24 protein-coding genes and 1 pseudogene are annotated in these 26,819 nt (G+C 66.5%); 9 read left to right on the top strand and 16 right to left on the bottom strand.

The genetic code is table 11. From position 1 onward, the window contains the following. Positions 1–101 precede the first annotated feature (101 nt). Together aceB and aceA are read right to left on the bottom strand one after the other, a co-directional pair. Positions 102–1,772, bottom strand: a complete 1,671-nt coding sequence (aceB, locus tag AC1DFE_RS04250) for a malate synthase A (RefSeq protein WP_476904663.1) — start codon at positions 1,770–1,772, stop codon at positions 102–104. Positions 1,773–2,083: 311 nt separating this feature from the next. Continuing rightward, complete coding sequence (gene aceA, locus AC1DFE_RS04245) at positions 2,084–3,400, bottom strand: isocitrate lyase (RefSeq protein ID WP_476904662.1); 1,317 nt, start codon at positions 3,398–3,400, stop codon at positions 2,084–2,086. Positions 3,401–3,564: 164 nt separating this feature from the next. Between aceA and AC1DFE_RS04240 the strand changes: the two genes are divergently transcribed. Further along, positions 3,565–5,079, top strand: a complete 1,515-nt coding sequence (locus tag AC1DFE_RS04240; RefSeq protein ID WP_476904661.1) for a helix-turn-helix domain-containing protein — start codon at positions 3,565–3,567, stop codon at positions 5,077–5,079. Positions 5,080–5,150: 71 nt separating this feature from the next. Here AC1DFE_RS04240 and AC1DFE_RS04235 read toward each other — a convergent pair whose 3' ends face one another. Next, positions 5,151–5,498 (bottom strand): hypothetical protein, encoded by a 348-nt coding sequence (locus AC1DFE_RS04235; RefSeq protein ID WP_476904660.1) that lies wholly within the window; start codon positions 5,496–5,498, stop codon positions 5,151–5,153. A 383-nt stretch (positions 5,499–5,881) separates the two neighbouring features. Here AC1DFE_RS04235 and AC1DFE_RS04230 point away from each other — a divergent pair, with 383 nt between their 5' ends. Next, positions 5,882–7,630: a pyruvate dehydrogenase gene (locus tag AC1DFE_RS04230; RefSeq protein WP_476904659.1), complete on the top strand. Its 1,749-nt coding sequence runs from the start codon at positions 5,882–5,884 to the stop codon at positions 7,628–7,630. A 117-nt stretch (positions 7,631–7,747) separates the two neighbouring features. Here AC1DFE_RS04230 and AC1DFE_RS04225 read toward each other — a convergent pair whose 3' ends face one another. After that, positions 7,748–8,104, bottom strand: a complete 357-nt coding sequence (locus AC1DFE_RS04225) for an iron chaperone (RefSeq protein WP_476904658.1) — start codon at positions 8,102–8,104, stop codon at positions 7,748–7,750. 382 nt (positions 8,105–8,486) lie between these two features. Here AC1DFE_RS04225 and AC1DFE_RS04220 point away from each other — a divergent pair, with 382 nt between their 5' ends. The 3 genes from AC1DFE_RS04220 to AC1DFE_RS04210 are packed head-to-tail and all read left to right on the top strand — an operon-like array spanning position 8,487 to position 9,047. Then, a complete protein-coding gene (locus AC1DFE_RS04220) occupies positions 8,487–8,645 on the top strand; it encodes a serpin family protein (protein WP_476904657.1) in 159 nt (52 codons plus the stop codon). 19 nt (positions 8,646–8,664) lie between these two features. Continuing rightward, positions 8,665–8,853, top strand: coding sequence for a hypothetical protein (locus AC1DFE_RS04215; RefSeq protein WP_476904656.1), 189 nt, complete (start codon positions 8,665–8,667; stop codon positions 8,851–8,853). Beyond that, positions 8,850–9,047: a hypothetical protein gene (locus AC1DFE_RS04210; RefSeq protein ID WP_476904655.1), complete on the top strand. Its 198-nt coding sequence runs from the start codon at positions 8,850–8,852 to the stop codon at positions 9,045–9,047. The genes AC1DFE_RS04215 and AC1DFE_RS04210 overlap by 4 nt, the downstream gene beginning before the upstream one ends. A gap of 38 nt (positions 9,048–9,085) precedes the next feature. Here AC1DFE_RS04210 and AC1DFE_RS04205 read toward each other — a convergent pair whose 3' ends face one another. From AC1DFE_RS04205 to AC1DFE_RS04190, 4 genes are read right to left on the bottom strand one after another with little or no spacing between them, the layout of a single operon-like run. Beyond that, positions 9,086–9,940, bottom strand: a complete 855-nt coding sequence (locus tag AC1DFE_RS04205) for a hydroxymethylpyrimidine/phosphomethylpyrimidine kinase (protein WP_476904654.1) — start codon at positions 9,938–9,940, stop codon at positions 9,086–9,088. A 45-nt stretch (positions 9,941–9,985) separates the two neighbouring features. After that, a complete protein-coding gene (locus AC1DFE_RS04200; protein WP_476904653.1) occupies positions 9,986–11,017 on the bottom strand; it encodes a TAXI family TRAP transporter solute-binding subunit in 1,032 nt (343 codons plus the stop codon). After that, on the bottom strand, positions 11,010–12,440 hold the full coding sequence (locus AC1DFE_RS04195) for a HAMP domain-containing sensor histidine kinase (RefSeq protein ID WP_476904652.1): 1,431 nt from the start codon (positions 12,438–12,440) through the stop codon (positions 11,010–11,012). The genes AC1DFE_RS04200 and AC1DFE_RS04195 overlap by 8 nt, the downstream gene beginning before the upstream one ends. Next, complete coding sequence (locus AC1DFE_RS04190; protein ID WP_476904651.1) at positions 12,437–13,105, bottom strand: response regulator transcription factor; 669 nt, start codon at positions 13,103–13,105, stop codon at positions 12,437–12,439. The genes AC1DFE_RS04195 and AC1DFE_RS04190 overlap by 4 nt, the downstream gene beginning before the upstream one ends. A 333-nt stretch (positions 13,106–13,438) precedes the next feature. Here AC1DFE_RS04190 and AC1DFE_RS04185 point away from each other — a divergent pair, with 333 nt between their 5' ends. Next, complete coding sequence (locus AC1DFE_RS04185) at positions 13,439–14,842, top strand: MFS transporter (RefSeq protein WP_476904650.1); 1,404 nt, start codon at positions 13,439–13,441, stop codon at positions 14,840–14,842. Positions 14,843–15,019: 177 nt separating this feature from the next. After that, positions 15,020–15,316: pseudogene (locus AC1DFE_RS04180) on the top strand (VUT family protein); the annotation flags it as partial. A gap of 126 nt (positions 15,317–15,442) precedes the next feature. On the opposite strand, the gene AC1DFE_RS04175 reads toward AC1DFE_RS04180, so the two are convergent. The 6 genes from AC1DFE_RS04175 to AC1DFE_RS04150 all read right to left on the bottom strand — a co-directional run bounded on the left by AC1DFE_RS04175 (position 15,443) and on the right by AC1DFE_RS04150 (position 21,376). After that, the gene (locus AC1DFE_RS04175; protein ID WP_476904766.1) at positions 15,443–16,417 is read right to left on the bottom strand and encodes a type IV toxin-antitoxin system AbiEi family antitoxin domain-containing protein; all 975 of its coding nucleotides are present in this window, start codon (positions 16,415–16,417) and stop codon (positions 15,443–15,445) included. Positions 16,418–16,562: 145 nt separating this feature from the next. Then, positions 16,563–17,891, bottom strand: coding sequence for a tRNA guanosine(34) transglycosylase Tgt (gene tgt / locus AC1DFE_RS04170; RefSeq protein WP_476904649.1), 1,329 nt, complete (start codon positions 17,889–17,891; stop codon positions 16,563–16,565). A 33-nt stretch (positions 17,892–17,924) separates the two neighbouring features. After that, positions 17,925–18,650, bottom strand: coding sequence for an SRPBCC family protein (locus AC1DFE_RS04165; protein WP_476904648.1), 726 nt, complete (start codon positions 18,648–18,650; stop codon positions 17,925–17,927). A gap of 81 nt (positions 18,651–18,731) precedes the next feature. After that, a complete protein-coding gene (locus AC1DFE_RS04160; protein WP_476904647.1) occupies positions 18,732–19,880 on the bottom strand; it encodes a DUF6707 family protein in 1,149 nt (382 codons plus the stop codon). Between the two features lie 85 nt (positions 19,881–19,965). Continuing rightward, positions 19,966–20,505 (bottom strand): NUDIX hydrolase family protein, encoded by a 540-nt coding sequence (locus AC1DFE_RS04155; RefSeq protein ID WP_476904646.1) that lies wholly within the window; start codon positions 20,503–20,505, stop codon positions 19,966–19,968. Between the two features lie 142 nt (positions 20,506–20,647). After that, entirely contained in the window at positions 20,648–21,376 is a 729-nt protein-coding gene (locus tag AC1DFE_RS04150; protein WP_476904645.1) for a VOC family protein, read from the bottom strand. Positions 21,377–21,496: 120 nt separating this feature from the next. Here AC1DFE_RS04150 and AC1DFE_RS04145 point away from each other — a divergent pair, with 120 nt between their 5' ends. Both AC1DFE_RS04145 and AC1DFE_RS04140 read left to right on the top strand, forming a co-directional pair. Further along, positions 21,497–22,105 carry a YdeI/OmpD-associated family protein gene (locus AC1DFE_RS04145; RefSeq protein WP_476904644.1) on the top strand — a complete coding sequence of 203 codons (609 nt, stop codon included), beginning with the start codon at positions 21,497–21,499 and terminating at the stop codon, positions 22,103–22,105. A gap of 127 nt (positions 22,106–22,232) precedes the next feature. Then, positions 22,233–23,963, top strand: a complete 1,731-nt coding sequence (locus AC1DFE_RS04140; RefSeq protein WP_476904643.1) for a glycoside hydrolase family 32 protein — start codon at positions 22,233–22,235, stop codon at positions 23,961–23,963. Positions 23,964–24,064: 101 nt separating this feature from the next. Here AC1DFE_RS04140 and AC1DFE_RS04135 read toward each other — a convergent pair whose 3' ends face one another. Both AC1DFE_RS04135 and AC1DFE_RS04130 read right to left on the bottom strand, forming a co-directional pair. Further along, the gene (locus AC1DFE_RS04135) at positions 24,065–25,228 is read right to left on the bottom strand and encodes an ABC transporter ATP-binding protein (protein WP_476904642.1); all 1,164 of its coding nucleotides are present in this window, start codon (positions 25,226–25,228) and stop codon (positions 24,065–24,067) included. After that, the gene (locus AC1DFE_RS04130) at positions 25,225–26,817 is read right to left on the bottom strand and encodes an ABC transporter permease (RefSeq protein WP_476904641.1); all 1,593 of its coding nucleotides are present in this window, start codon (positions 26,815–26,817) and stop codon (positions 25,225–25,227) included. The genes AC1DFE_RS04135 and AC1DFE_RS04130 overlap by 4 nt, the downstream gene beginning before the upstream one ends. Between the last annotated feature and the right edge of the window lie 2 nt (positions 26,818–26,819).

Below are 26,819 nucleotides of genomic sequence, written 5' to 3'. Positions count from 1 at the left end.
GGTTCCGTTGCCGGGCCGCCTCCCCGGCCTTCGGGGGTGCCTGTTGCGAAGGGCATGGCGGCCCGGCGGACGGAAATCTGGGCCTGCTTAGACAGCGATGGCTAAGCGGCCACGAGCTCGTCCTCGATGGCCTCGGCCGTGGCGTCGATGCCCTCGCGTGCTTCGTGCAGGTACCGGGCGTAGGCGGGAACCGTGAGGAAGCTGGGGAACTTGTCGCTCAGGGTGACCTCCTCGAAGATGTCCCGGGCGTCGGTAAAGCGGTCGCCGTCGAAGCGCTCCAGCCGGGCGAACTCCTCGTCCAGCATCTCCTCCACCCATTCCCGGCTGATGATCTCGCCGTGGTCGGTGATGGCGCGGGAGTAGATCCACTGCCACAGCTGGGAGCGGGAGATCTCCGCGGTGGCGGCGTCCTCCATCAGGTTGTGGATGGCAACGGCGCCGTTGCCGCGCAGCCAGGATTCGATGTAGCGGATGCCCACCTCGATGTTGTTCCGGATGCCCTGTTCGGTGATGGTGCCCTGTGTGGCGGCGACGTTGATGAGGGCGCGGTCGTCGGGAGTGACGTCCTCACGCAGGCGGTCCAGCTGGTTGGGCTTCTCCCCGAGGACGTTGTCGAACACCTCGCGGCACACGGGTACCAGGTCCGGGTGCGCCACCCAGGAGCCATCGAAGCCGTCGGCTGCCTCGCGGGTCTTGTCCGCGCGGACCTTCTCGAAGGCGTTGGCGTTGGCGGCCTCATCCTTGCGGTTGGGAACAGCGGCGGCCATGCCCCCAATAGCCATGGCGCCGCGCTTGTGGCACGCGCGCACCAACTGTTCGGTGTAGGCCCGCATGAACGGGGCAGTCATGGTGACCTGGCCGCGGTCCGGCAGGACGAAGCGCGGTCCGCGGGTGCGGAAGTTCTTGATCAGGGAGAAGATGTAGTCCCAGCGGCCGGCGTTCAGGCCTGCGGCGTGGTCGCGGAGTTCGTAGAGGATTTCTTCCATCTCGAAGGCGGCGGTGATGGTTTCGATCAGCATGGTGGCGCGGATGGTGCCCTGCGGGATGCCGAGCAGGTCCTGGGCGAGGATGAAGATGTCGTTCCAGAGCCGGGCTTCGAGGTGGTTTTCGATTTTCGGCAGGTAGAAGTACGGGCCTTTGCCCTGAGCCAGGAGGCGGCGGGCGTTGTGGAAGAAGTACAGGCCGAAGTCCACGATGCCGCCGGCGATCGCTTCGCCGTTGATGAGCATGTGCTTCTCGGGCAGGTGCCAGCCGCGAGGGCGGACCACGATGGTGGGCAGGTCCTCGGCGGCCTTGAGCTTGTATTCCTTGCCTTCGGGGGAGGTGAAGTCGATCCGGCGCTCGAGCGCGTCGGTGAGGTTCAGCTGGCCCTGGATGACGTTCCGCCACGACGGCGTGGAGGAGTCTTCCATGTCCGCCAGCCACACCTTGGCGCCGGAGTTCAGGGCGTTGATGGTCATCTTCTTGTCGACCGGTCCGGTGATTTCCACGCGCCGGTCTTCAAGGCCCGGTGCCGGCGGAGCTACCCGCCAGTGCGGATCGTTGCGGACGGACTCGGTCTCCCGCAGGAAACGCGGGTCCTGGCCCCGGGCGATGTCGTCCCGCCGTGCCCGCCGTGCCCGCAAAAGTTCCTGCCGCCGGGCCGCGGTCGCCTTGTGCAGCTGGGCAACGAAGGCCAGCGCATCCGGAGTAAGAACCTCGCCCTGCCGGCATATGGGCTGCGCGGTCAAAGTAATCCCATTGATCGTGAAGTTGTCCGTGAAGCTGTTCATTTCAAATCTCTCCTCAGAAGAAGCAAGTTGACGGCGGTGAAGCGGGCGGTGCCGGGAGGGCCGAAAAAGGCAATCCTCCGCGTGCTATTCCCCATCCCCGCCATGGGCCTCGCAGAGCTCGGCCGGGCGGGGGACAGGGCCCCTTTTACGCACGCTTCCGGATCACCTTTCCCGGCCCGAGGCATGGGCACCTGCGTGCCGGCCGCCGTCGTGCCTTCCGGTGAGCGATGTTGACAGCTCACCTTTGGGCTGGAGGGGCCCACAGCCGCCGGGTTCCCTCGCGAGCTTGCGAGCGGAGGGGCGGCCGGGGATTAGTGGAATTGGCCCTCTTCGGTCGATCCGACCAGGGCGAGGGTGGATGCGTTCGGGTTGAGCGCAGTTGCGATGTCGTCGAAGTAGCCGGTGCCGACTTCGCGCTGGTGCTTGGTTGCGGTGTAGCCGCGGGATTCGGAGGCGAATTCCTTCTCCTGGAGTTCGACGTAGGCGCTCATGCCTTCGCGGGCGTAGCCGTGGGCGAGGTCAAACATCGAGTAGTTCAGGGCGTGGAATCCGGCCAGGGTGATGAACTGGAAGGTGAAGCCCATGGCGCCAAGTTCACGCTGGAACTTGGCGATGGTGGCGTCGTCCAGGTGCTTGCGCCAGTTGAACGACGGCGAGCAGTTGTAGGAGAGCATCTGGTCCGGGAACTCGGCCTTGACGGCCTCGGCGAACTTGCGGGCCAATTCCAGGTCCGGGGTGCCCGTCTCCATCCAGATGAGGTCGGAGTACGGGGCGTAGGCCTTGGCGCGGGCGATGCAGGGTTCGATGCCGTTGCGGACCTTGTAGAAGCCTTCCGGGGTGCGTTCGCCGGTGATGAATTCCTGGTCCCTCTCGTCGACGTCGGAGGTGATCAGGGTGGCTGCCTCGGCGTCGGTGCGGGCGATGACGACGGACGGGGTGCCGGCGACGTCGGCGGCCAGGCGGGCCGCGTTCAGGGTCCGGACGTGCTGCTGGGTGGGGATGAGGACCTTGCCGCCGAGGTGGCCGCACTTCTTCTCCGAGGCGAGCTGGTCCTCCCAGTGCACACCGGAGGCGCCGGCCTGGATCATGGACTTCATCAGCTCGTAGGCGTTCAGCGGACCGCCGAAGCCGGCCTCGGCGTCGGCGACAATCGGGACCAGCCAGTCCTCGACGGTCTGGACACCTTCGGAGAACTCGATCTGGTCTGCGCGCAGGAGGGCGTTGTTGATGCGGCGGACCACGGTGGGGACCGAGTTGGCCGGGTAGAGGGACTGGTCCGGGTAGGTGTGGCCGGAGTTGTTCGCGTCCGCGGCAACCTGCCAGCCGGAGAGGTAGATGGCGCGCAGGCCTGCCTTGACCTGCTGCACGGCCTGGTTGCCGGTCAGGGCACCCAGGGCGTTGGTGTACTTGCCTTCCTTGTGCTCCTCGGTGAGCTGCTTCCACAGCTTCTCGGAGCCGCGGCGGGCCAGGGTGTGCTCTTCGGAGACCCGGCCGCGGAGACGGACGACATCCGTTGCCTTGTAGTCACGGGTCACACCTTCCCAGCGCGGGTTGGCAGCCCACTCGAGCTCCAGTGCGGCGGCCTGCTGTTCGGGCGTCTGCTGGGTGGGCTCAAATGCTGCAGTCATCTTTGTCTCCTTGTTAGCTCCCGGGCCATTCCGGGTGATGGTTTCCGGGCCGACCTTCGCTGCGCCTTTGCAGCTGCGGCCGGCTTTTCCGGTGGTGTTTCTTTCCGTGACACCTACTTTTCTGCACTTTGAAAGACCTTTCTAGGGGGAAACGCTGGAAAGAAATGCACTTCTTCACGTATTCTTCAGAAATGTCGCCTTCAAGCTGGAACAGGGAAGTTTCACAGCCGTCGTCACCGCAGTCGACGGCGGAACTGGACGTTATCTCGCTCGGCCGCCGCGTGCGCCATCTGCGCAAGCAGGCGGGACTTACGCTGGATGACCTGAGTGCCGCCGTCGGAACCGCCCCGAGCCAGTTGAGCCTCATTGAGAATGGCAAGCGGGAACCCAAACTCGGCTTGCTGCAGCACCTGGCAACGGCGCTCAACGTCAGCATCGACCAGTTGCTTGGAGCCGAACCGCCCAGCCGCCGGGCAGGCCTGGAAATCGAGCTCGAGCGCTACCAGCGCGGACCGCTCTACGAGTCGCTCAACCTGCCCAAAATCCGCATCAGTTCGCGGTTGCCGATGGACGTCCTGGAGGCACAGGTCGGGCTGCTGCACGAGCTCGAACGCAAGATGAACGAGCAGGTGGCGACGCCGGAAGAGGCCCGCCGCGCGAACGGCGAGCTGCGGGCCATGATGCGCGAGCGCGGCAACTATTTCCCGGAGTATGAGGCGGAGGCGCAAAAGGTCCTCAAGGGGGTCGGCTACACCACTGGTCCACTCAGCCAGCACGTCATTGCCGACATCGCTGAGAACCTCGGTTTCAGCCTCCATCACGTGGGCGACCTGCCCCATTCCACGCGTTCGGTGACCGATTTGAAGAACCGCAAAATTTACCTGACGCAAAGCGAACGGCAGGACCACGACCCCCGGTCCGTGCTCCTGCAGGCACTGGGCCACTATGTCCTGGGCCATGAAACGCCCCGCAACTACGGCGATTTCCTTGCGCAGCGGGTGGCCACGAACTATTTCGCGGCCGCGCTCCTGCTCCCGGAGCAGGCCACCGTTGAATTTCTGCAAAAAGCCAAGGCAGCGAAGGAAATCGCGGTCGAGGACATCAGGGATGCCTTTGCCGTGTCCTATGAAACCGCCGCCCACCGTTTCACCAACCTGGCCACCAAGCACCTGGGCATCACCACCCATTTCCAGAAGACCCACCAGAGCGGGATCATCTACAAGGCTTACGAGAACGACGGCGTGAACTTCCCGCAGGACCACACGGGCGCCATCGAGGGGCAGCCGTCCTGCAAGGCCTGGACCTCCCGCGCCGTGTTCGATGTGCCGGACAAGTTCAGCGCCTACAGCCAGTACACGGACACGCCGTCGGGCACGTACTGGTGCACCGCCCGCACGGACCGGTCGGCCAGCGGGCATTTCTCGCTGAGCATCGGCGTCCCGTACCAGCACGTGAAGTGGTTCCGGGGACGGGAAACGACGGCCCGGGCAACGTCCAACTGCCCCGACCCCACCTGCTGCAAACGGCCGCCGGCTGCGCTGGCATCCGAGTGGGCGGGCAACGCCTGGCCCTCGGCCCGGGCCCACTCCCACCTGCTGGCGGCCATGCCCCCGGGCGCCTTCCCAGGCGTGGACGAGACCGAGGTCTACACGTTCCTGCAGGCGCACTCGGGAAGCTGACCGACGCGCAAGCGGATCCTGCCGGTTTTTCGGTAAGGCTGCGGCAGTTTTCCCAGGCTGTCCAGTGACGCTCACGCACTCTTGCTGGAGGCCAGGCGACTGCTTCCGGCTCGCGTGCGTCGCCACCCCACGGGGAAGAATTCTTCGTTGAGAATCCCGTGATAGAGCACGTCATGCAAAACCCGGTGGCTTTCGTCGGTGCCGGACCAGCGGCCCGTATCCCTCAGAAAGTGCATGTATTCAAACAGCACGGCAGAGAAAAAGGATGCGAGGTCAGCATCACGCTCATTGAGTAACCCCACATGTTCAGCGATGAGTCCGGGGTCCATGGCGGTCACTGCGGCGCCGCCGGAGAGCTCGGCGTAAATCGGAAAGAACGCTTGCAGTTGCGCCAGGACGGGAAGGATGTCTGGCAACATCCCGTTCTTCCGGCGCCAAGTCACGAATGCGAATAGGGAACCCACTTCCTGGTCGCCTTGGTTCAAAGCAAGGCAAGCTGCTCTGGTGGCGGTCTTCCCGGCAGGGTGCCCGCTCCGGGACTTCCGTCTTGCAAGCCGGCGGCGGCGGGATTTGTTGGCCAAGATCAATCCTCACTGTGGTTTGTTGGAGAGGCTGAATGCCTTTCCAACAACGCTATGAGTGGGGACCCCCGGCCTCAACGGCGGGTCTGCCGTATGTGGAAACCGGTCCGGAGCAGCCCACCGCCCGAACGCAGCCAAACACCAACCTGAAACCCGCGCCAAGCTAAGCGGACTATATTGGCCCTGTCAGCCCACCCATCCGATTGCGGGAGCGTGCACCCATGGCCAAGGAACTTGCCACCCAGCTCATCCAACAGCTCCAGGCTGCCGGCGTCCAACGGATCTACGGAATCGTCGGGGACAGCCTCAACCCGATCGTCGACGCCGTACGCCAGACGGGCGGCTCGCAGCAGGGAGGCATTGACTGGATCCATGTCCGGCACGAGGAAGCCGCTGCCTTCGCCGCCGCGGCGGAGGCCCAGCTGACCGGAAAACTTGCCGTGTGCGCCGGCTCCTGCGGGCCCGGCAACCTGCACCTGATCAACGGCCTGTACGACGCCAACCGCTCCGGCGCGCCGGTTCTGGCCATCGCCTCGCACATCCCGAGCAAGCAGATCGGCAGCGGCTTCTTCCAGGAAACCCATCCGGACCGGATCTTCAACGAATGCTCCGTTTACTCGGAGCTCATCAGCACGGCCGAACAGGCGCCGCGGGTGATGCACAGCGCCATCCAGCACGCCGTCGCCTTGGGCGGCGTCGCCGTCGTCACCCTTCCCGGCGATATCGCCGGGCTGGAGGCCACCGGCGAGACGCCGGCGCCGGCGAAGTTCCGGCCCGCAACCCTGACCCCAGACGCCGAAAGCGTCGGGGAGCTCGCGGATGCCATCAATGCGGCCGGCAAGGTTGCCATCTTCGCCGGGGCGGGCACGCAGGGAGCCCATGACGAGGTGATCGCGCTCGCGGAACTGATTGGCGCGCCGATCGGGCACACCCTGCGGGGCAAGGACTTCCTGCAGTACGACAATCCGTACGACATCGGCATGACCGGGCTGCTGGGCTATGGCGCCGCGGCGGAGGGGATCGAGGACGCGGACCTGCTCCTCCTGCTGGGCACCGACTTCCCGTACGACCAGTTCCTGCCCGGAACCCGCACCGCCCAGGTGGACCGTGCGGCGCACAGGCTGGGCCGGCGGACCGACGTCGACATCGCCGTCCATGGCGACCTGCTGCCCACGCTCGCTGCACTGATGCCCCTCCTGGCGCCGAAGAAGAGCCGCCGCTTCCTCAACCAGATGCTCAAGAAGCATGACCGCCTCATGAACAAAGCCGTCAGCGCCTACACGCGTAAGGTGGAAAAGAAGCAGCCGATCCACCCGGAATACGCGGCGTCCCTGCTGGACCAGGTGGCTGCCGCGGACGCAGTTTTCACCGCGGACACCGGCATGTGCAACGTGTGGACCGCGCGCTACATCAACCCGTTGGGCACGCGCCGACTGATCGGCTCGTACCTGCACGGCTCCATGGCCAACGCGCTGCCGCATGCCATTGGCGCGCAGCTGGCTTACCCCGGCCGCCAAGTCATTTCGGTGTCCGGCGACGGCGGGCTGTCAATGCTGCTCGGCGAACTCATCACGGTTGCCGCGCACCGGCTGCCGGTCAACGTGGTGGTCTTCAACAACTCCACCTTGGGCATGGTCAAGCTGGAGATGCTGGTGGATGGCCTGCCGGACTTCGGCGTGGATGTGCCCGATGCCGACTACGCCGCAGTGGCCCGCGCCCTCGGCTTCCATGCCGTCAGGGTCACGGATCCCGCCCGGATTGAGGATGCCTACCGTGAGGCCTTCTCCCATCCCGGGCCGTCGCTGGTGGAGCTCATCACGGATCCGAAGGCGCTGTCGATCCCGCCGAAAATCACCGGCTCGCAGGTCCTGGGGTTCGCCACCGCCATGTCGAAGGTGGTCCTGAACCGTGGTGCCGGCGAGGCAGTGAGCATGGCCCGCAGCAACCTCCGGAACATTCCGCGGCGGTAGTGAGCGCTCAGCGGTAGGTGCGCCGGGCGGACGGTGCCCAAGACGGCCGGCGGGCTTTCCCGCCGTCGTCCGCTCCCGCCGTCGTACGCGTTCAACGGCGGGCAGCACTGACGGCGGTTACCGCATGCTGCGTTCGACGGCAAGCAGCGCCGCCGTTCTTTCGATGAGTCCGTAGGGGATAGGCTTGCCGAGGGGAAACTTGAGCGTGCCCTTGGCGGACCGGAAGGGCGCTATCTCAGCCTCGAAGGCGTCGTCTCCTGACGGCACCGGATACACCGAAATATGGTGGGCCCACCCAGCGAAATACACCACCTGCCTGCCGTCGAGGGTGACCGTGGGGATGCCGTAGCTGATCGCTTCGCCAGAGCCAGGCACGGCCGCGCGGCATCGGCGCCAGACCTCCCGGAGGACATCCTGCACGTCGGTGGGAAACTGCGCGATGTACTCGTCCACGCTGTCGAAATGCCGGGCCATGAGACGCTCCTTCGCGATCCACCGGGATGCCTCGAGGATACGCCAGCGCTGCTCTGTGGAGGTGGACGGGTAACCGTGACCGGCCAGGCATCGTTACTGTCGGACCCCACTGGTTGACTGTGGGCATACGGTGTTCTCCGGGTGAGCCGGGGACTGCAATGAACAGGATTCGAATGGCCAAGATGGTGGCGGCCCAGGCCGCGGTCGCACTGGCGGCGCCACGTTCGGCCGCGGCGCCGGGATTGCTCAAGGCCGACGGCGTGGAGCGGGCTACGGTGGATGGCACCGCTTACGCCGCAGAATACCGCGCGTTCCGGGACTCCGCCCTTGGGCTCGGACACGCATTGCTAGCCGACGGCGGGAACGGTTCAGGCGGGAAGTGGTGTCCTCGCCCAGCAGCCTGCTGGTTGCGCTGGCGATGCTCCGTGCCGGTGCGTCCGGAGAGACGGCTGCGGAGCTGGACGCCGTGCTGGGTCTTCCCCAGGACAGGCCCGATGAGGCCATGAACGCGCTGCTCGGCAGCCTGGCAGACCCCTTTTGACCCGGGCTCCACGTCGGACGTGCCCTTCACCCTCGCCGACGGCGAGCAAATCGACGTCTCCGCCATGCACAACCTGCTGGAGCTGAAGTACGGGGAAGGTGCCGGTTGGCGGGGCGTGGACCTCCCCTACGCTGAGGGCTTCGTGATGCGGCTGGTCCTGCCGAAGGCCACCGATTCCTCTGCCTTATCGGGCCGCAACAGCTCATGAATATCGCGGATGCCCTGGACGCCGCGCCCCTGCAGGCAGTGCAGGTCCAGCTGCCCCGCTGGGACCACAGATGCAGCTTTGATCTGCGCCAGGTCCTGGAAGCCGCCGGACTGCAGAAGACCCTGAAAACCACTGAGGACTTCGACGGCCGTTCCACTACCAGATGGTGCACATTGAAACCGGCCTCCCGCTGATCATGGGAACCGTGGCTGACCCCCGCTCCTGAGGGGGTTTAGCGCGGGCCGCCCTGCCAGAGGGCATCGAACGGGGCACCGGAGGCCACGCGGTTGCGGATGCCCGCGGTCACGAAGTCCTTTGCGGTCCGGGCTGCCTCCAGCGGCGTGGCTCCCTTGGCCAGCTCGGCCGTCACCGCAGCAGCGAGCGAGCAGCCGGCGCCGGAGACGGCCACCTCGCCCACCTTCGGCGCCGTCAGCACCTCAAGGGTCTCGCCGTCGTAGAAGACGTCGACGGCGTCGGGACCGGACAGCCGCACGCCGCCCTTGGCCAGCACCGCGGCTCCGCTCAGTTCGTGGATCCGGATCGCCGCGGCCTTGAGGGATTCGACGTCGGTGATCTCCAGTCCGGACAGCGACTCGGCCTCGAAGTGGTTGGGCGTGACGAAGGTGGCTAGAGGCAGGATCTGCGCCTTGAGCGCCTGGTCCGTATCCAGCGCGTGGCCCGGCTCCTGGCCCTTGCAGATCAGTACCGGGTCCAGCACCACGTTGGCGAATGCCCCAGGGGACAGTGCGGCGGCCACCGTTGATATGGTGGCCGGGCTGCCCAGCATGCCGATCTTCACGGTGTCCAGCACGGAAGGTGCGCCGGAAGCGGCACCGTAGGCCGCCGTCGTCGCCTCCAGCTGGTGCGCGATGACTTCCTGGTCCACGGGCACAAAGCGGTGGCTCCAGTCATTTTTCGGGTCGAACGAGACGATGCATGTGAGGCTGGCGATGCCAAAAACCCCGAGTTCCTGGAACGTCTTCAGGTCGGCCTGGGCTCCGGCGCCGCCGGTCGCCTCCGATCCGGCGATGGTCAGGACGACGGCGGGAACGGGAGCGTGAGGGTCCTTGGAGGTCACTGAAGTCATGTCTCCATGATGCCAGCTGCCCAGGCCGAGGCAGGGCAGGGGGCTCTAGCCGTGCAGGGTGCGATAGGCCGACGCCGCGGCGGGGTGCAGCGGCACGCCTGCGGTGTTGATCAGCGTTTCCAGACTCAGGAACTGCACGCCGAGGCTGGACCGGGGGATAAGTTCCCGGGCTTGCCCCACCAGCAGTTCGACGGTTCTTTCCACAATGCGGTCGTCCAGGTCCTCGCGGCACAGGAGAAGGTTGGCCACGCCCACTGTCCATGCACCTGTGACTCCCTCGTAGCTGTTCTCCGGGATCAGGACCCGGTCGTAATAGCCGCCGTATCGCGCCCGCGTCTCCCGGACCAATGCCGACAGGTCGATTAGTGCGAGGCCTGCCTCCTTGTTTGCGGCGGTGATCGCGGCTGTGGGTACACCGCCGGACCAGAAAAGGGCGTCCACGGACCGCGCTGTGAGGGCCGCGAGTCCGTCGTTCAGCCCCAGGTTCACTTCCTTGAGTGGGCTGCCCGCGGCGGCATTTCCAGCGGCGCTTCCAGTGGAGGGCAGCCCGGATGCCGCGATGATGCGGTGCGCCGTCAGGGACGTACCCGAGCCAACCTCTCCGATGGCTGCGGTCTTCCCGGCAAGATCCGCGAAAGTGCGGATGCCACTGTCCCTCCGCACCAGGCAGTGGACGTAGTTTTCGTAGACCTTGCCCAAAGCGACCATCCCGACGGCCGCCGAGGACGGCGTCGCCGCTGGTGCTTTCGCCGTCTGCTGCGCCGCAGCATCAGCCAGCGCCACCGCGAAAGTGGCGTCGCCGGCGAGGAGCCGCTGAATGTTCTCCAGGCTCCCGCCGGTCACCTGCGGTATGGCCGTACCCACCACTCCGTGACGCTGGAGTGACTCCGCCAGGAGTGTTGAAAACTCCAGGTAAAAGCCGCCGGGCTCGCCCCCGGCCACCGTTACCGTGCGCCCGCGATCGTCCGGCGTGCAGGCACTGACGGCCGGCAGCAGAAGTCCGGAACCCATGGCCAGCCCCGCCCGGATGACCGACCGGCGGGACGGAAACGCATACCCGGTGCCGGCGTCAGCCATGCGGGGACTCCTGCCCGGGCTTCAGTTCGGGAAACTCTATCCGGGCAAGGAGTCCGTGCGGAGACCGCTCCTCAAGCAGCAGCCGGGCGCCGTTGGCCTCCGCGAGCCTGTCCACGATGGTCATGCCCAGGCCGTTCCCCGGGATCCCCTTGTGCCGGGGAGAACGCCAGAACCTGCCGGTGGACGCGGCCCGTTCGACGGCGGAAAGTCCGGGTCCGTCGTCGGACACCTCGATCGCCAGACCTCCCGGCCACGGGCGGACCGCCACGGAGATGCGGGCGGCCGGCGCGTACTTGATGGCGTTGGTGAGAAGCTCACCAACCATGTGCGCCAGCTCGTCCGGACGGCATGCCAGCTGGAGCGGAGTCTCCGGCTGCGCCTCAAGCACCAGTGATGCCCCGCTGCTCCGGGCGGCAGGCGCCGCCCGTTCCACTTCCTCCTGCAGCACGGGAAACGGATCGATGAGATCAGGCTTCCGACGGGAATCCGGGCGCACGGCGCTGCGGGCCGAGCCTTCAAACGCCTTGTGCTCGGCGGCAGCGAGTTTCAGTACGCCGTCCAAGAGCTCTTCGACGCGTTCCAATTCTGCCACTACCCCCGCGGCGGCGGCCTGCTGCCGGTCTGTTTGCAGTTCGAGCTGCAGCAGGTCGATTCTCAGACGGAGGGCGCCTACGGGGTTTCGCAGCTGGTGGGACGTGTCCGCGATCAGCTGTCGCTGCGAGTCGATGCTTGCGGTGACGGTTTGTGCCATCGCGCTGAAGGACCGGCTCAGCTCCCTCAGTTCAGGCGGGCCGTCCGCGGGCAGTTGGCTGCTCCTGCCCGTTGCCTCCAGTTCCGTCACCGCTGCGTTCAGGCGATGAACGGGGCGCAGCACCCACCCGGTCAACCGGGCGGCCGCCAGGAGGAGCATTGCTTCCAGCACCGCCGCCGCCAGTCCGACGACAAGCCACCGGTCCCGCAGTTTCTGCCGCGCCGCATCCAGCTTGACCTCCAGGACTGCTTCGCCGAGTACTTGGCTGGCGGTGCCGAACGACCTGGAAATCACCTCCGAGCCGCTGCCCAACGGTTGAAGGGTGGGAAGGTCAGTGTCGCTGACGTTCAGGCTGGCCCTCGAAACCGCGTCCCGGACCTCTCCCCTGTCCTCGCTCAAACCGCCCGAACGCAGCGTGCCCTGCTGCAACCGGACGAGGATCCCTTCGCCGTACAGTCGGGAGTATCCGTCCATTTCCCGCTGCAGCTGGGCGGAATCGCCATCCAGCGCCGCATCGTAGGCCACCTGGGCGAACCGGTTGAGGGCAGCGTTGCGGTTGATCTGCACCTCCTGGGTGAGCTCCCGGCTCGCGGAGGACAGAATGGCGCCGGCTGCAGCGACCACCACCAGGACGGAAAGCAGGCTCAGGATGCCCAGGACGCGGAGTCTCACGCAGGGTTTCCCTCAACCCGGTAGCCGACGCCGCGGACGTTGATGATGAACCCCGGCAGCTGGAGCTTCGCCCGCAACCCGGTGAGGTGGACATCAAGTGACCTCGAGGACGCAAGGAAGGCATCGCCCCAGAGGGCGTCCAGTATTTGTTCGCGCGTGACCACGGAGCCCGCATGGCGGACCAACAGGGCGAGCAGTTGGAATTCCGTGGGCGTCAGGGACAGCACCCTGGAACCGACGGCGGCCACCCGGCGGTCCAGGTCGACGTCGAGGTCCCCGAGCACGATGCTGTGATGCTGCCCGTCGCCGTGGCGGCCTGTGCGCCGGGTGACGGCTTCGATCCTGGCCAGCAGTTCCACAAGTTTCACGGGCTTGACCAGATAGTCATCTGCACCGGAGCGCAGTCCCAGGACCACGCTGCGCTCATCGTCCCGGGCCGTGAGGATCAGAATCGGGCAGGCCGTCACCTGGCGAAGCTTCCGCAGCACGTCAAGGCCATCGAGGTCAGGAAGGCCCAGGTCCAGCAGGATCACTTCGAACCGCCGGTGGACCAGGAGGGCATCGGCCCCGCGGGCGACTCTGGTGGCCTTGTGCCCGGCGGAGACCACGGCCGCGTCGAGGGCGGACGCCATGGCGTCGTCGTCCTCGACGATGAGCACTTCCATTGCACGTTCCTTAGTAGGTTGTTCTTTTTGGTCCTTCGTCCGCAGCCCGTTTGGAGACTACCTCCTGCAAGGGATTTTAGCCGGCCGCCGCTGTTCCTCCACGGGGTCGTCCACCGGCAACAGGCCCTGCTTCCAAACGGGCCGGAAACCTAAGGAAGTGTTAGGAAAAGCCGCCTGGCTTAGCCTGTGCCGTGGATCACGAATAGTTTGGATGGAGTCCTTTGCTTCAGGGGCCCGTCGCCGCCGACGGGGAACCGCGGTTCAGACGGCACGGACATCAAGCAAAAACCCATCGGTTGCCGACGGCGGCGCCGGATCCAGGAAGGTTCATTGATGAGCACCCAACTGACCGAGTCGGCCCAGACGAGGAAGGCCGTAGGCAACATCCTCAAAGGCTCCGCCGGCAACCTCGTGGAGTGGTACGACGTCTACATCTACACGGCGTTTTTGGCCTACTTCCAGCCCCACTTCTTCAACTCCAAAGACCCGCTGCAGGGCGCGCTGGAAGGCATGGCGGTCTTCGCCGTCACGTTCCTGATGCGCCCCATCGGCAGCTGGTTCTTCGGCCGCTATGCCGACCGCAAGGGCAGGAAAGCAGCCCTGACGCTCAGCGTGACCATGATGTCGGCGGGATCGTTCTTCATTGCCATCCTGCCCACCAAGGACGTGATCGGCGTGTGGGCGCTGGTTCTGCTGGTCTTCGCCCGCCTCGTCCAGGGCTTCTCCGTGGGCGGCGAATACGGCACCAGTGCTACCTATATGTCCGAGGCGGCGACGGCGAAGCGCCGCGGATTCTTCTCCAGTTTCCAGTACGTCACCCTGGTTGGCGGCCAGATGCTGGCACTGCTGGTCCTCGTGGTCCTGCAGAACACACTGGGCAAGGAAGCGCTGTCCGAATGGGGCTGGCGCGTTCCGTTCGCCGTCGGCGGCGTGGCCGCCCTGGTGGTCTTCTGGCTCCGCCGCTCAATGGAGGAAACGCTGTCCACGAGCCAGGCTGAAGCGGCCACTGCGCCCGTTGCAGGCGAGGCCCAGCCGGGAACCATGAAGCTGCTGCTGACCAAGCACTGGAAAGCCCTGCTGATCTGCATCGGCGTGACCCTGGGCGGCACGGTGGCGTTCTACACGTACACCAACTTCATCCTGAACTTCATGAACAACACCAGCGGCATCCCCAAGGAAACCACCTCGGTGATCAACTTCTGGGCGCTGTTCATCTTCATGCTCCTGCAGCCGGTCTATGGCATCATTTCGGACAAGATCGGCCGCAAGCCGCTGCTGCTGTGGTTCGGCATCGCGGGCGTGCTGTTCACCTGGCCGCTGATGTCCACGCTGGCCGGCACCAAGGATCCCATGATCGCGTTCCTGCTGATGATGGGCGGACTCCTGATCGTGGGCGGCTACACCTCGATCAACGCCCTGGTGAAGGCCGAGCTGTTCCCGGCATCCATCCGTGCGCTTGGGGTCGGCCTCGGCTACGCGCTGGCCAACTCGATGTTCGGCGGCACCGTCCCATTGATCGGCGCCGCATTGCAGAAGTCCGGTCAAGTGGAAGTCCTTTTCACTTACGTCACCGTGGCCATTGGCATCTCGCTGCTGGTGTACATCTTCGCGCTGAAGAATAAGAAGCCCACGCACCTGGACCGCGAGCAGGGCCACGCCTGGTCCGGCACGGCTGCGTCCAGCGCCCCGGCGGGCGCCGTCCGCAAGGATGACGACGACGACTTCGTCAACGCCTGACCTCCAGTAACGGACAACCACGCAACGCACGACGCGGGTGGCGGCATCGCGGTGACCTTTGGGTCTCCGGGGCCGGCAGCCCGCCGTCGTCGTTCTCGGGAATGCGGCAAGCCGGGTGCCGCACTCCCGGTGCCGGCAAAAGCGGGACAATAGAAAGCGGCGCCAAAATTCGCCTCGGTGGGTTCCCCCTACTTGGGCATCATGCTCGCGGTCACGGCTGTGGTGCTGATCCTGTCCAACATCGGTGCCTCCAAGGGCGTGGCATTCGGTCCAATCATCATGGACGGCGGCTTTTTCCTGTTCCCGCTGGCGTACATCCTGGGCGACGTCATCAGCGAGGTCTACGGCTTCAAGGTGGCCCGGAAGGACATCGTCACCACGTTTGCCCTGTCCGTCTTCGCGTCGCTTTGCTACTGGGTGATCATCGCGCTTCCCGGTTTCGACGACGACTTCGGCACCGCCAAGCAGGCCGCCTCGAAGGCGCCATCTTCCCGTGACGACCCTGGCCATCGGCTGGATCAAGAAGCGCGAACCAAGCTACGCCTAGTCCGGCTCTGGGCCGCTTCGACGGTTCCCTGCCCGTTCGACGTTCCGCAACGTCTAACGGGCAGGGGACCGTCGAAACGGTGTGGGCCGTGTACCATCCGATCCCGCCTCCAGCGCCCGAAGCAGCCGGTACTTGAACTCCTGTTCCCGAAACAGGTCCTTCCACTCGACCCGGACGAAAATCCACCCCTGCTCCATGAGCGCCTTTTCTCGTCGGCGCTCCTCGAATACGACCTCGCTCGTGGGCCGGTAATCGAAGTACTTTGTCTTGCCATCGAACTCCAGAGCAACCTTTCGCCTGGGCCATGCAAAGTCCAGACGGTGCTCGCCCAAGGATGTCCGCACCACGTATTGGAGCTCGGGCGGCGGAATCCTGAGCCTGTGGATGAGTTCCCGGGTCAAGCTCTCACCGGCAGATTCGGAGCGGGCATCCACCAACTCCAGTGCCCGGCGCAATGCTACAACCCCGTTACGGCCCGCCAACGCGGTGCAGTAGTCGCCCAGCAGGTGCAGGTCAGCCCCCAGACGGGCGGCGTGGTCCACCAAGATCAGCGCTTGCCGAACGTTGAACAGCAGGCAACAATCCACCACGGTCCGCTCCAGCGAGGTGCACGGCAGACCGTCCACGAAAGTCAATTCCCGGCTGCCCAGTTGCCTGGTGTGAGCCACCACGCCGCGCCCGTGGGAGACAACGGACGGGCATCCCGCCTGGGTCAGATGGACCATATCATCGACGCCCCACAGATGGAGCCTCTGCAGGCTGGCGCCAGAGGTGTGGCTGTAAACGAAGCCGCCGGCCGACGTCGTCCGTGTACCATGCGCATGGGCGAAAATCAGCTGGCGACGGCGGCCTGCGGCGTTCAGGCCCGTCCACCAGCTACCTCGCGCATAGCAGCCGCGGCGCACTCGGATGAGGCTGCCTTCGCGAACCAGTTGGGCGATTGCCCGCGAATTCTGGCCGTACTGCAGGAGCTGGTCTGTGCGCCAGAGGTTCTCCTTCACGGGCAATGCAGGGACACGTAAGTTCATCTCTCCACCATGGCCACGGCAGTGACGGAGGCACAGAGACTCCCGCTCCTATGTGGAGAACGCCGCTTCGACGGTTCCCTGCCCGTTCCACGTTCCGCGACGTCTAGTGCGCAGGGAACCGTCGAAGCGGCGCGCCGGGAGCCCCCTAGGAGTAGTAGCGCCCCAGGGTTTCAGCCTTGAACTCAAAGAAGTTGCCGGACTCGATGGCCAACCGGGCGTCGTCCACCATCTTCACCACGAAGCGCTCGTTGTGGATGGAGATGAGCGTGGCGGAGAGCATCTCCTTGGCCTTGAACAGGTGGTGGATGTATGCGCGCGAGTAGTTCAGGCACGCGTAGCAGTCACAGCCGTCCTGCAGCGGTCCGAAGTCGCGCTTGTACTTGGCGCCGGAGAGGTTGAAGCGGCCGTCGGGCGTATAGAATGCCGAGTTCCGGGCCACGCGGGTGGGGGAGACGCAGTCGAAGGTGTCGGCGCCGTTCTCGATGGCCGTGAAGATGTCGTCCGGCTCGGAGATGCCCAGCAGGTGCCGCGGCTTGTTCTCGGGCAGTTCCTCGTTGCACCAGCGCACGATGGTGCCCAGGTTCTCCTTCTCGAGGGCACCGCCGATGCCGTAGCCGTCGAACGCCATGGCGCCGAGGTCCCGGCACGCCTTGCGGCGTAGATCCTCGTACTGGGCGCCTTGGATCACGCCAAACAGCGCCTGGTACGGCTTGCCCACCCGCTCAGCTGTCAGCCGGAAGTGTTCCTCGAGGCAGCGGACCGCCCACAGCCGCGTTCGCTCCAGCGACTCCTCCTGGTATCCCCGCGAGTTCTGCAGCGTGGTCAGCTCATCGAAGGCGAACATGATGTCCGCGCCGATCTGGTGCTGGACCTGCATGGAGATCTCGGGTGAGAAGCGGTGGCGGTCCCCGTTGAGGTGGCTCTTGAACCACACTCCGTCTTCGTCCACGTGGGCCAGGCGTTCCTTGCCAGCAGCCACCGCGTCATCAGGCCCCGATTGGTCAACGGACTTCATGTCGATGACCTTCTTGAACCCCGACCCGAGGCTCATCACCTGGAAGCCGCCGGAATCCGTGAAGGTGGGGCCGGGCCAGTTCATGAACGCGCCCAGGCCGCCGGCCTCGTCGAGGATCTCCGGACCGGGCTGCAGGTACAGGTGGTAGGCGTTGGCCAGCAGTGCCTGGGCGCCGAGGTCGGCCATGGATTCGGGCAGCACCGACTTCACGGTGGCCTTTGTTCCGACGGCGATGAAGGCCGGCGTCTGGATCTCGCCGTGCGGTGTGGTGATGGTGCCGGTCCGGCCCAGGAACCCGCCTCCGTTGGCGGCCTCCTGCCCGGGACCGGGGCGGCATGTTTCGGTGAGACGCTTGCCCACGCGGAAGGAAAACTCGGACTGGCGGCCGGCCGGCTCCGGTTCGCGCACCTGTTCAGGCGCCGGTGCAGGAGGGGAAGACGGTTCAGGATTGGCTGGCACGGTTCAAGTGTGCCAGCTAACAGCGGGGAACCCTCACTGGATGGGTTCTGATGTGGGGTAGTTCTCAGAGCGCCAGTCGTCCCACAGCGAGCGGATCGTTTCCATGCTGTGCGCGCCGAGATCGTACAGCGAGAGGATCACCATGGAGCCGCCGTCGGGCCTTTTCTCGGGGATCACAGGCTGGTCAGCCACGATCAGCAGGCCCTCACCGTGCTCCGCGTAGCTGTGCACCGTGAGTCCCACCTGGTGGTTGGTCTTGTGCCAGACCCTGCCAGAGACCTCCTCGCCGGTGCCGAGGGTGAGCGAATACTCTTCGCCGGCGGCGGGGATATCCTTCAGCCCGAGTTTCTCGATGGCGGAGCCGCCTGAGCCCGGGACGGAGAAGAAGCAGGTGCGGCGTTGGCCGTGGGGATGGCGCTCCAGTGCGAACCGCAGCTGCTGCAGGAAGATCAGCCACCCCTGCGTGATGTCCTCGTCCCATGCGGCCCATTCCGAGTTGTGGTCCACTCCGGCGCGGGTCACGCTGACCTCTGTACCAGTGGGCACCGCCTTCAGAGTGAAGACGTCGCCGCCGTTGACCGTCAACGTGGTGTGGTCCGGCCCTTCAACAACGTTGCTGCTGAAGTAGATCTCATTGATTTCTGCCGCCAAATCGTCGGCTTCCCAGCCATGCCACTGCGCGACTTTCGACGGTTCGCGCAGCATGGTCCAAACCTGTGGCGCGTCCGAATTGATCACAACGCTGAGATTGTTCGTCATGGCCTGAATCTACAACTAGGGGCGCAGCAGGGGCTAGAGGAATTTCCGGCGGGAAACGGGACGGACGTACCGCCAAGCCGCTTAGCCCCGCACGGACTCCAGTTCGTTGGCAATCCGCCGTTCCAGCTCCGACCCGCTGATGGTCTGCGACCCGCCGTGGGCGCGCAGGAACAGCAGCGATTCGAGGCGCAGCAGGCGCCATTCGCGCTCAGCCTCGTGGTTGGAGTTGTCGATCGACCGGAAAATCTCTTTGTCGTACAGGTTCGGCTCGTTCAGCAAGCGCTGCCGCACCCGGGCCTGCATCCGCGCCTTGAACGGATCCGTCTCCTGGTTGTCCGGCGCCCGGAGCAGCTTTTCGTACACGGCGGCCCGGTCCTTGTGCCCCGTCTGGCGGCACACGTAGCTGGACAGCGCGAGCGACGCCTCCACCGAAGCCCAGCGGCCCGGGTTGCCGTCGAAGGGCAGCACGTTCAGCAGGTCGGCCACCGTCAGGGCAGCCTCGGCGTCCTTGAGCATGATGAACAGCTCATGCGCGAGGTCGCTCAGGTCCTTCAGGCAGCTGCCGGATTTGGTGTTGATGCCCTTGACCAGCTTGTCCGCCAGCAGCTGGACGCCCACCGAGTCCGGATGCGCCTCGGCCACGGCCTCCACCACGGACTCGGGGGTTCCGGAAGGCTCCGGAATCAGGGCCAGGTCTTCGGCGCTGGGGCCAATCACCACCGGGGTGGTGGCCGGCAGCGGAGGTACGACGACGGCGGGAGGCCGCGTCCGCGCGGGCGGCACGGCGGCCCCGTTCCCCACTGCGGAGTTCCCCACTGCGGAGTTCCCCACTGGGGAGTTCCCCACTGCGGAGTTCGCCACAACGGAAAGGGGAGCGCCGGCGTCGGACGCCTGGGCGTCCGACGGTTGGGCAGTGCCGTCCACGGCGCCGTCGACGCTGGCGCTGACAGCAGGGCTGGTGACTGCGTCGTTGACGGCATCTTCCGATGAACCGGACTCACGAACCGGCGGCACCGGGATCCGCACGGACGAGAGTGCAGCGATGCGCAGTGTTCCGCCGCCGGTGAGGGTCGCAAGGATGATGGCCGGGCTGCCGAAATCATCGTTTTCGACTTCCACGGAGTGGATTTCCGCGGACCTCTCTCCGTCCGGCAGGAGAAGGTGGTCGCCCGCCCGCAGAGAGCCCGCCTGCTGTTCACGGTAGGTCTTGGCAGCTGCAGGGTGGTTCATCGGGAGTCCTTAAGTTCTCTTGCGGTCCGCCCAACAGTCTACAAAGGAGAGGGTGCGAAGTCGGGGAGGCGCGGGCGCCCGGGCGTCACCCGCCGACGCCGGCGTAGGCCAGGGCCTGGCGCACCAGCGCGCCGCGGCCGCCGCTGAACTCGAGCTGAACGCCGTCGCTGAGCACTTCCTGCGGCGTCATCCAGGTCAGCTCCAGGGCGTCCTGGCGGGGGTCGCATTCACCCGTCACGGGAATGATGTAGGCCAGCGACACGGCGTGCTGGCGGTCGTCGGTGAAGCCCGTGTGCGAGGGCGCGGGGAAGTATTCGGCCACGGTGAACGGCACGGGGCTGATGGGGAGCTGGGGGAAGGCCAACGGGCCGAGGTCCTTTTCCATGTGCCGGAGCAGGGCAGCGCGGATGGTCTCGCGGTAAAGCACCCGGCCGGAGACGAAGGAGCGGACCATGGTGCCGTCCTCGTCCGCCTGCAGGAGCGTGCCCACCTCATTGACGAAGCCGAGCGGATCCAGCCGGACCGGCACCGCCTCCACATAGACCATCGGAAGCCTGCCTCGGGCTTCGAAGAGATCTTCGTCCGAGAGCCAGCCGGGGTTGGGGTCAGGGGTGCGCACGTTCATGAGTCATTTTTACCCCATCGCCACAGGTCCGGCCGCCGAGGCGTGAGATACCGACACTTAGCGGCGGCCAAAGCGACGAGATCCCACCACTCGATTTGGCGCTGCCCTCGCCCGTCCGCTACGACGGGCGCCGGGCCGTACGCTATGACGGGCGCCGGGCCGAGATCCAGATGGGTGCCCGCCCTGCCGCCGCGCCGCCGTTGTCCGGGTGGGCCACGTGCAGGGTGCGTCCGAAGGCCTCCTCGGTGAGCGACACGTCGTGTCCCGCCACGCTGAGGCGGTCGCGCAGGGCGCCAAGGTCCCCGCCGTACTCGAACCCGAGCCCTGCGTGCGCCGGGCCCGTGCCGGGGCGCGCCATCAGCACACCGCCGTTCTTGGCCGTGAAATCGGCGGTTTCGTCGTCGTCCGGGACCGGCCGGAACCGTGCGCCGATGTCCCGCAGTGCCTGGGCCGCCGCCGTCACATCCTCGCTGAACCAGACTTCCACGACGGCCAGGGCAGGATCCGCATCCGCACAGTTAGCCCCGTGGGCGGCTTTGTCGGCGAAGAAGCTGAAGCCGTCCGCGCCAGTGATCCGGCAGGAGTCGCCGTGGGCCGCCTGGACGAGTTCGGCGGAGGAGGTGTCCGATTCCGCGCCCGACTGGTTGGTGCGCCGGGCAAATTCCCCGAGGTCCCCGACCTCCACGCCAAAGTGCGTGACGCCGTCCTCCAGTGCGCCGGCTTCGGCCTGGTGCAGCGCCAGCCGGCCCGCGCCGGCGTCGTACTCCCGCCAGGAGCCCTGATCGGTGGACTTGATCATCCCCAGATCGGTGAGGAGCCGTTCCCAGGGTTCAATCCGGGACGTGAAGTGGATGGGACGGACACGAAGCATGCTCTCTCCTCGAACTCGAAACACCTGGTTCCCGAAAACGGCGCCGATATGGCCATGATGCCACGTCTTGAATCACGAAACACGGGGTGAATCACGCAGCTCTGCAGGCAGAATAGGCGCATGGCCGTTGAACTCGAGGAACTGCTGGTGCCTGATGCCGCCGCGTGGCGCACGTGGCTGGAGTCCCACCACCACGACAGCCCCGGCGTCTGGCTGGTCCTGCACAAGAAGGGCGGCAACGTCACCGGACTCGATTACGACGCCGCCCTGGACGAGGCGCTTTGCTACGGCTGGATTGACGGCCAGGTCAAGAAGCGCGACGACGGCAGTTACCTCCAGCGCATGACCCGCCGGGGTGCCAAAAGCCCCTGGTCGGAACGGAACGTCGGCCACGTGGCCCGCCTAGAGGAGGCAGGGAAGATGACTGCCTCGGGCCGCGCCGCCGTCGACGCCGCCAAGGCGGACGGCCGCTGGGAGGCCGCCTATTCGGGACAGGCGGCGGCGGAGGTCCCGGCGGACATGGCCGCAGCCATCGCCGCCGTGCCGGAGGCGCAGGCCATGTTCGATGTGCTCACGTCCGTAAACCGCTTTGCGCTGATCTACCGCACCAACTCGGTCAGGCAGGCCTCCACAAGGGAGCGCAAGATCGCCGGCTTCGTTGAGATGCTGGCGCGCGGCGAGACGCCGTATCCGCAGAAGAAGCGGCCGGTGCAGAATCCCGCAGGTTGAGTCCCGCACAATTCCGCTGGGTTGAGCCTGTCGAACCACGTGTGCGTGGCCCCCAGTATCCGGGCGCCCGGTCAGGAAAGGGCGCCCGCGCTAAAATTGGTGCCAACTCCCAACACGAACGGCGGACATGCAGCGGTATTCCCTACGCACGCTGGGCCACCGCGGGCGCTGGATTGCGGTGGCCGTGGCACTGGCTCTGGTGCTGGCCGCGGCTGCGGTTATCGGCTTGGCCGGGCGTTCGGGGGACGGCGGGACGCAGGGCGGTTCCGGACCCGAAACCGGCGGCACCCAGAGCGCACCCGCGAAGTCGTTCAGCCGGCCGGAGGGCGCCTCGCAGTTCCGGCCCTCCTATCACCTCACTCCCGCGAAGGAGTGGATGAACGATCCGCAACGGCCTTTCCTGCTGGACGGGGTGTGGCACTACTACTACCTCTACAACGCGGACCATCCCGAGGGGAACGGCACGGAATGGTTCCACGTCACCAGCACCGACCTGGTGCACTGGAAGGACGAAGGCGTTGCCATCGCGAAGTTCAAGAACGGACTCGGGGACATTGAGACGGGCAGCGCCGTGGTGGACCAGGACAACACCGCCGGCTTCGGCAAAGGCTCGGTGGTGGCCATCATGACCCAGCAAGACAAGGGCGTGCAGCGGCAGTCCCTGTTCTACTCCACTGACAACGGCTACACGTTCAAAGCCGCCGACGGGAATCCGGTCATGGAGAACCCCGGCGCGCAGAACTGGCGTGATCCCAAAATCATCCGCGACGAGGCCCGCGGGCAATGGGTCCTGGCCTTGTCCGAGGGTGAGAAAATCGGCCTGTACACCTCGAAGAACCTCAAGGACTGGCGCTATGTGTCCGGGGTCGAACGGAAGGGCCTGGGGATCCTCGAATGCCCCGACCTCTTCCAGTTGGACCTCGACGGCGACCCCGCTAAGCGCACCTGGGTCCTGGCCGCCAGCGCGAACGGCACCGCGGAAGGACGGACCACCGGGGTGGCCTATTGGACCGGAACCTTTGACGGCACCACGTTCACCCCGGCGGACGACAAACACCAGTGGCTCGACGCCGGCGCCGACTTCTATGCGGCCGTCACCTGGGACGATCCCCGGCTCCCGGAAAACGAACGGATGGCGTCCCGCCACGCCATCGGCTGGATGAACAACTGGACGTATGCCCGGCAGCTGCCCACCACCGACTGGCAGGGCGGTGCAGACTCCATCGTCCGGGACATCCGGCTGAAGACCGTGCAGGGCCGGCCCACGCTCGTCTCTGCCCCTACAGCGGCCCTGTCTGCGCTGGAGGGCGATGCAAAGACGATCGGCAGCAGGGCGCTCACCCGGGAGGGCACCGGCGCGCTCCCGGCGCCCACGGGCGGTGCCTACCGGCTGGACGTGACCCTGGAACGTGCAGCGGGCGACGACGGCACGGAAGCGCTGCTGAAACTCGGCAGCGGCGGGGCGGACTACGCCACCGTTGGCTACAACTTCGAGGCGGGCACGGCCTGGGTGAGCCGGGCTGCGGTGGTACCCGGCGCGGAAGCCCTGGGGCCCGTGTTCACGGACCGGAGGAGCGTGCAGAGTCCGCCCCGCGGCGGGAGCGCCACGGGAAACTCACCGGACCAGGGCAACTCAGCTGGCCGGGGCAACTCACAAGACCGGGGAAGCGTGCAACTGACCATCTTCGTGGATTATTCGTCCGTGGAGGTCTTCGTGAACGGCGGGGAGCAGACCCTGACGTCCGTGGTCCTGCCGCGGTCGGGGCAGCCGGCGCTCAGCGCCGCGACCGCCGGCGGAAACCTGACCCTGAAGTCGTTCAAGTACACCCCGCTGGCCACCGTGCTGACGGAACGCTGATATGTAGACCCAACGCCACGCCAGTCGGAGCGGCGCGCTAAACGCGCCGTGCCGCCGCGGCGCTGCATCCAGCGGCATGCCGGCTGGCACCCCGCAGAACCTCAGGTGGTCTCGATCGCGAACGCCACGGCTTCCCCCACCACGCGCAGGCAGAGCTCCGTGCCGGGCTGGGCGATGGACGCGTTCCAGTGCCGGATGGTGATGACTTCGCCGCCGCCCGGGTAGCGGTGGTCGGGCATGGCGCCGGCCAGCTTGGGCGGCACGGCGAGCTTGAGCCGCACGGTGGTCTCGGGGCCGAAGTAGTCGGTGTCCACCACCACGCCGCGGATGGGCCCGTCCTCGGCAATCCGGATCTGCTCCGGACGCAGCATGAGCTGGACCCGGCCCTGCGCCGGCGGCCGCCGGACGGGGATCCCGCCCAGCGAGCAGGTGGCCAACGAGCCCTCCATCCACGCGTCGAGGATCACGGCGTCGCCCAGGAATTCGGCCGTGGCGCGGTCAGCGGGCCGGGTGTAGACCACGAACGGGTTGCCGATCTGTGCCAGCTTGCCGCCCCGCATGACGGCCACCTGATCCGCAAAGGACAGTGCCTCGGCCTGGTCGTGGGTGACCAGGATGGTGGTCACTCCGGCCTCGTTGAGTACCTTGGCCACGGCCCGCCGGGTGGCTACCCGGAGCCCGGCGTCCAGGGCGGAGAACGGCTCGTCCAGCAGCATGAGTTCGGGTTCGCGGGCCAGCGCCCGGGCCAGGGCGACACGCTGCTGCTGCCCGCCGGAGAGCTGGTGCGGCCGGCGCTTGGCCATGGCCGTGTCCAGGGACACCATCTCGAGTAGTTCGTTGACCCGGGCGTTAACCGCGCGCCGCCCGCCGTCGAGCTTTGAGGCACTGAGGCCGAAGGCGATGTTCTGCCCCACGGTGAGGTGCGGGAACAGGGCGCCGTCCTGGGCCACATAGCCGACGTGGCGCTTGTGGGCCGGCATCCACACGCCGTCGCCCGCCACCGGGGACCCGTTCAGCGAGATGCTGCCGGTGCCGGGGTGTTCGAAGCCGGCGATGAGCCGGAGCAGGGTGGTCTTGCCCGAACCTGAGGGGCCCACGATCGCGGTGGTGCCGCCCTTGGCCACGGACAGGTTCACGCCCTTGAGGACGGCCTGCGAGCCGAAGTTCTTGGTGACGGCGTCGATCTGCAGATGGCTGTTGGTGCTCGGCGCCACGGACGGTGAGATCCGCGGTTCCGGGAGCCTGGACGGGGATTGTTCGGTCACTGTCCCGCTACTTTCTTGGACTGCTGGAAGAGCAAATAGGTCATGGGCGCCGAGATCACGATCATGAGCAGGGCGTACGGCGCCGCGCCGGCGTAGTCGATTTCGCTGCTCTTGCTCCAGAACTCGGTGGCCAGGGTCCGGGTCCCGTTGGGGGAGAGCAGCAGCGTGGCGGTCAGCTCGTTCGCGATGCCGAGGAAGACCAGTGCCGCCCCGCCGGCCGCAGCCGGGGCGGTGAGCCGGAGCGTCACGCGGATGAAGGACAGCAGCGGAGGCGTGCCCAGGGCCTGGGCCGCCTCATCCAGTTCCTTGGGCGCCTGGGCCAGGCCGGCACGGATGTTCACCAGCGCGCGCGGCAGGAAGAGGAGGATGTAGGCCGCCACCAGGACGCCCGCCGTCTGGTAGACGTTCGGGAGCAGCCGGATGCTGACCGTGACGAAGGCCAGGGCAACCACGATGCCCGGCATGGAGCTGGTGACGTAGTTGGAGAGTTCCAGCGCCTTGCTGAACCAGCCGGCATGCCGAACGGCGAGGTACGCCATGGGGAAGGCGACGATGGTGGTGGCCGCGGCGCCCGCCAGCCCGTACAGCAGGGTTTGCCACAACGCCGGAACGAATTCGTCGGCCGCCCAGATGTCCGCGCCGCCGGCAAAGATCCAGCGGAGCACAAACAGCAGCGGCAGCCCGAAGGCCAGCAGGGTCAGCGCGAGCAGTGCCAGCTGGGCGGGCAGTTGGTAGACGTGAAGGGGCAGGCGCAGTGCCCTGGCCTGGACACCGGAGCCTACGCGGGCGTACCGGGCGGTGCCGCGGCTGCGCACCTCGACCAGGAGCAGGATCAGGCAGAAGAACACCAGCACGCTGGCCAGCATGGTGCCTGCGGTGCCGTTGAAGGTGGACTGGTACTGCACCATGATGGCGGTGGTGAACGTGTCGAACCGTATCATCGCGAAGGCGCCGTACTCGGCCAACAGGTGCAGAGCCACCAGCAGCGCGCCGCCCGTCATGGCGATCCGGAGCTGGGGCAGGACCACCCGGAAAAACGCCCGCCAGGCGCCCAGGCCCAGGGACGCCGCCGACTGCTCCACGGCTGGATCCAGCCGGCTCAGCGTCGCGGCGGCCGGAATGTAGACCAGGGGGAAGTATGAGAGCGTGGCAATGAGCACGCCCGAGAACAGGCCGTGCAGGGACGGCACCGCGGAAACCCACGCATAGCTGTTGACGAACGCCGGGATGGCCAGCGGGGCCGCAAGCAGCACGGCCCACACCTTCTTCCCGCGCAGCGTGGTCCGTTCCACGAGCCACGCGCCGCCCACCCCCAGGATGAGGCACAGCGGCACGGTGAACAGGATCAGGAGCACCGTGTTGAGCAGCAGCTCGCCGACGCGCGGGCGGACGATCAGTTCGAAGGCAGTGTCCCAGCCCGTGGCCGCGGTCATGACCGCGACGTAGCCGAGGGGGACGAGGGAGAACAGGGCGATGAGCACCGCCATGAGGGCCACCGCGGAAACGCCGAAAGGCGGGCGGGGGCGCTTGCCCCGGCCCGCCGTCGTCGTGCTTCCGGATGTCTCCGGCGCCGATACTTGCGTGGTCACAG

It is taken from the genome of Arthrobacter sp. 05T423, from assembly GCF_056396245.1.
The sequence above is the reverse complement of the archived record's forward strand: the minus strand, read 5'-3'. Positions and strand labels throughout refer to the sequence as shown.

What these genes read in the sequence shown, in the direction of transcription:
- aceB (WP_476904663.1), bottom strand. Translation starts at nt 1,772, where the DNA reads ATGAACAGCTTCACGGACAACTTCACGATCAATGGGATTACTTTGACC.
- aceA (WP_476904662.1), bottom strand. Translation starts at nt 3,400, where the DNA reads ATGACTGCAGCATTTGAGCCCACCCAGCAGACGCCCGAACAGCAGGCC.
- AC1DFE_RS04240 (WP_476904661.1), top strand. Translation starts at nt 3,565, where the DNA reads ATGCACTTCTTCACGTATTCTTCAGAAATGTCGCCTTCAAGCTGGAAC.
- AC1DFE_RS04235 (WP_476904660.1), bottom strand. Translation starts at nt 5,498, where the DNA reads ATGTTGCCAGACATCCTTCCCGTCCTGGCGCAACTGCAAGCGTTCTTT.
- AC1DFE_RS04230 (WP_476904659.1), top strand. Translation starts at nt 5,882, where the DNA reads ATGGCCAAGGAACTTGCCACCCAGCTCATCCAACAGCTCCAGGCTGCC.
- AC1DFE_RS04225 (WP_476904658.1), bottom strand. Translation starts at nt 8,104, where the DNA reads ATGGCCCGGCATTTCGACAGCGTGGACGAGTACATCGCGCAGTTTCCC.
- AC1DFE_RS04210 (WP_476904655.1), top strand. Translation starts at nt 8,850, where the DNA reads ATGAATATCGCGGATGCCCTGGACGCCGCGCCCCTGCAGGCAGTGCAG.
- AC1DFE_RS04205 (WP_476904654.1), bottom strand. Translation starts at nt 9,940, where the DNA reads ATGACTTCAGTGACCTCCAAGGACCCTCACGCTCCCGTTCCCGCCGTC.
- AC1DFE_RS04200 (WP_476904653.1), bottom strand. Translation starts at nt 11,017, where the DNA reads ATGGCTGACGCCGGCACCGGGTATGCGTTTCCGTCCCGCCGGTCGGTC.
- AC1DFE_RS04190 (WP_476904651.1), bottom strand. Translation starts at nt 13,105, where the DNA reads ATGGAAGTGCTCATCGTCGAGGACGACGACGCCATGGCGTCCGCCCTC.
- AC1DFE_RS04185 (WP_476904650.1), top strand. Translation starts at nt 13,439, where the DNA reads ATGAGCACCCAACTGACCGAGTCGGCCCAGACGAGGAAGGCCGTAGGC.
- AC1DFE_RS04175 (WP_476904766.1), bottom strand. Translation starts at nt 16,417, where the DNA reads ATGAACTTACGTGTCCCTGCATTGCCCGTGAAGGAGAACCTCTGGCGC.
- AC1DFE_RS04165 (WP_476904648.1), bottom strand. Translation starts at nt 18,650, where the DNA reads ATGACGAACAATCTCAGCGTTGTGATCAATTCGGACGCGCCACAGGTT.
- AC1DFE_RS04160 (WP_476904647.1), bottom strand. Translation starts at nt 19,880, where the DNA reads ATGAACCACCCTGCAGCTGCCAAGACCTACCGTGAACAGCAGGCGGGC.
- AC1DFE_RS04155 (WP_476904646.1), bottom strand. Translation starts at nt 20,505, where the DNA reads ATGAACGTGCGCACCCCTGACCCCAACCCCGGCTGGCTCTCGGACGAA.
- AC1DFE_RS04150 (WP_476904645.1), bottom strand. Translation starts at nt 21,376, where the DNA reads ATGCTTCGTGTCCGTCCCATCCACTTCACGTCCCGGATTGAACCCTGG.
- AC1DFE_RS04145 (WP_476904644.1), top strand. Translation starts at nt 21,497, where the DNA reads ATGGCCGTTGAACTCGAGGAACTGCTGGTGCCTGATGCCGCCGCGTGG.
- AC1DFE_RS04140 (WP_476904643.1), top strand. Translation starts at nt 22,233, where the DNA reads ATGCAGCGGTATTCCCTACGCACGCTGGGCCACCGCGGGCGCTGGATT.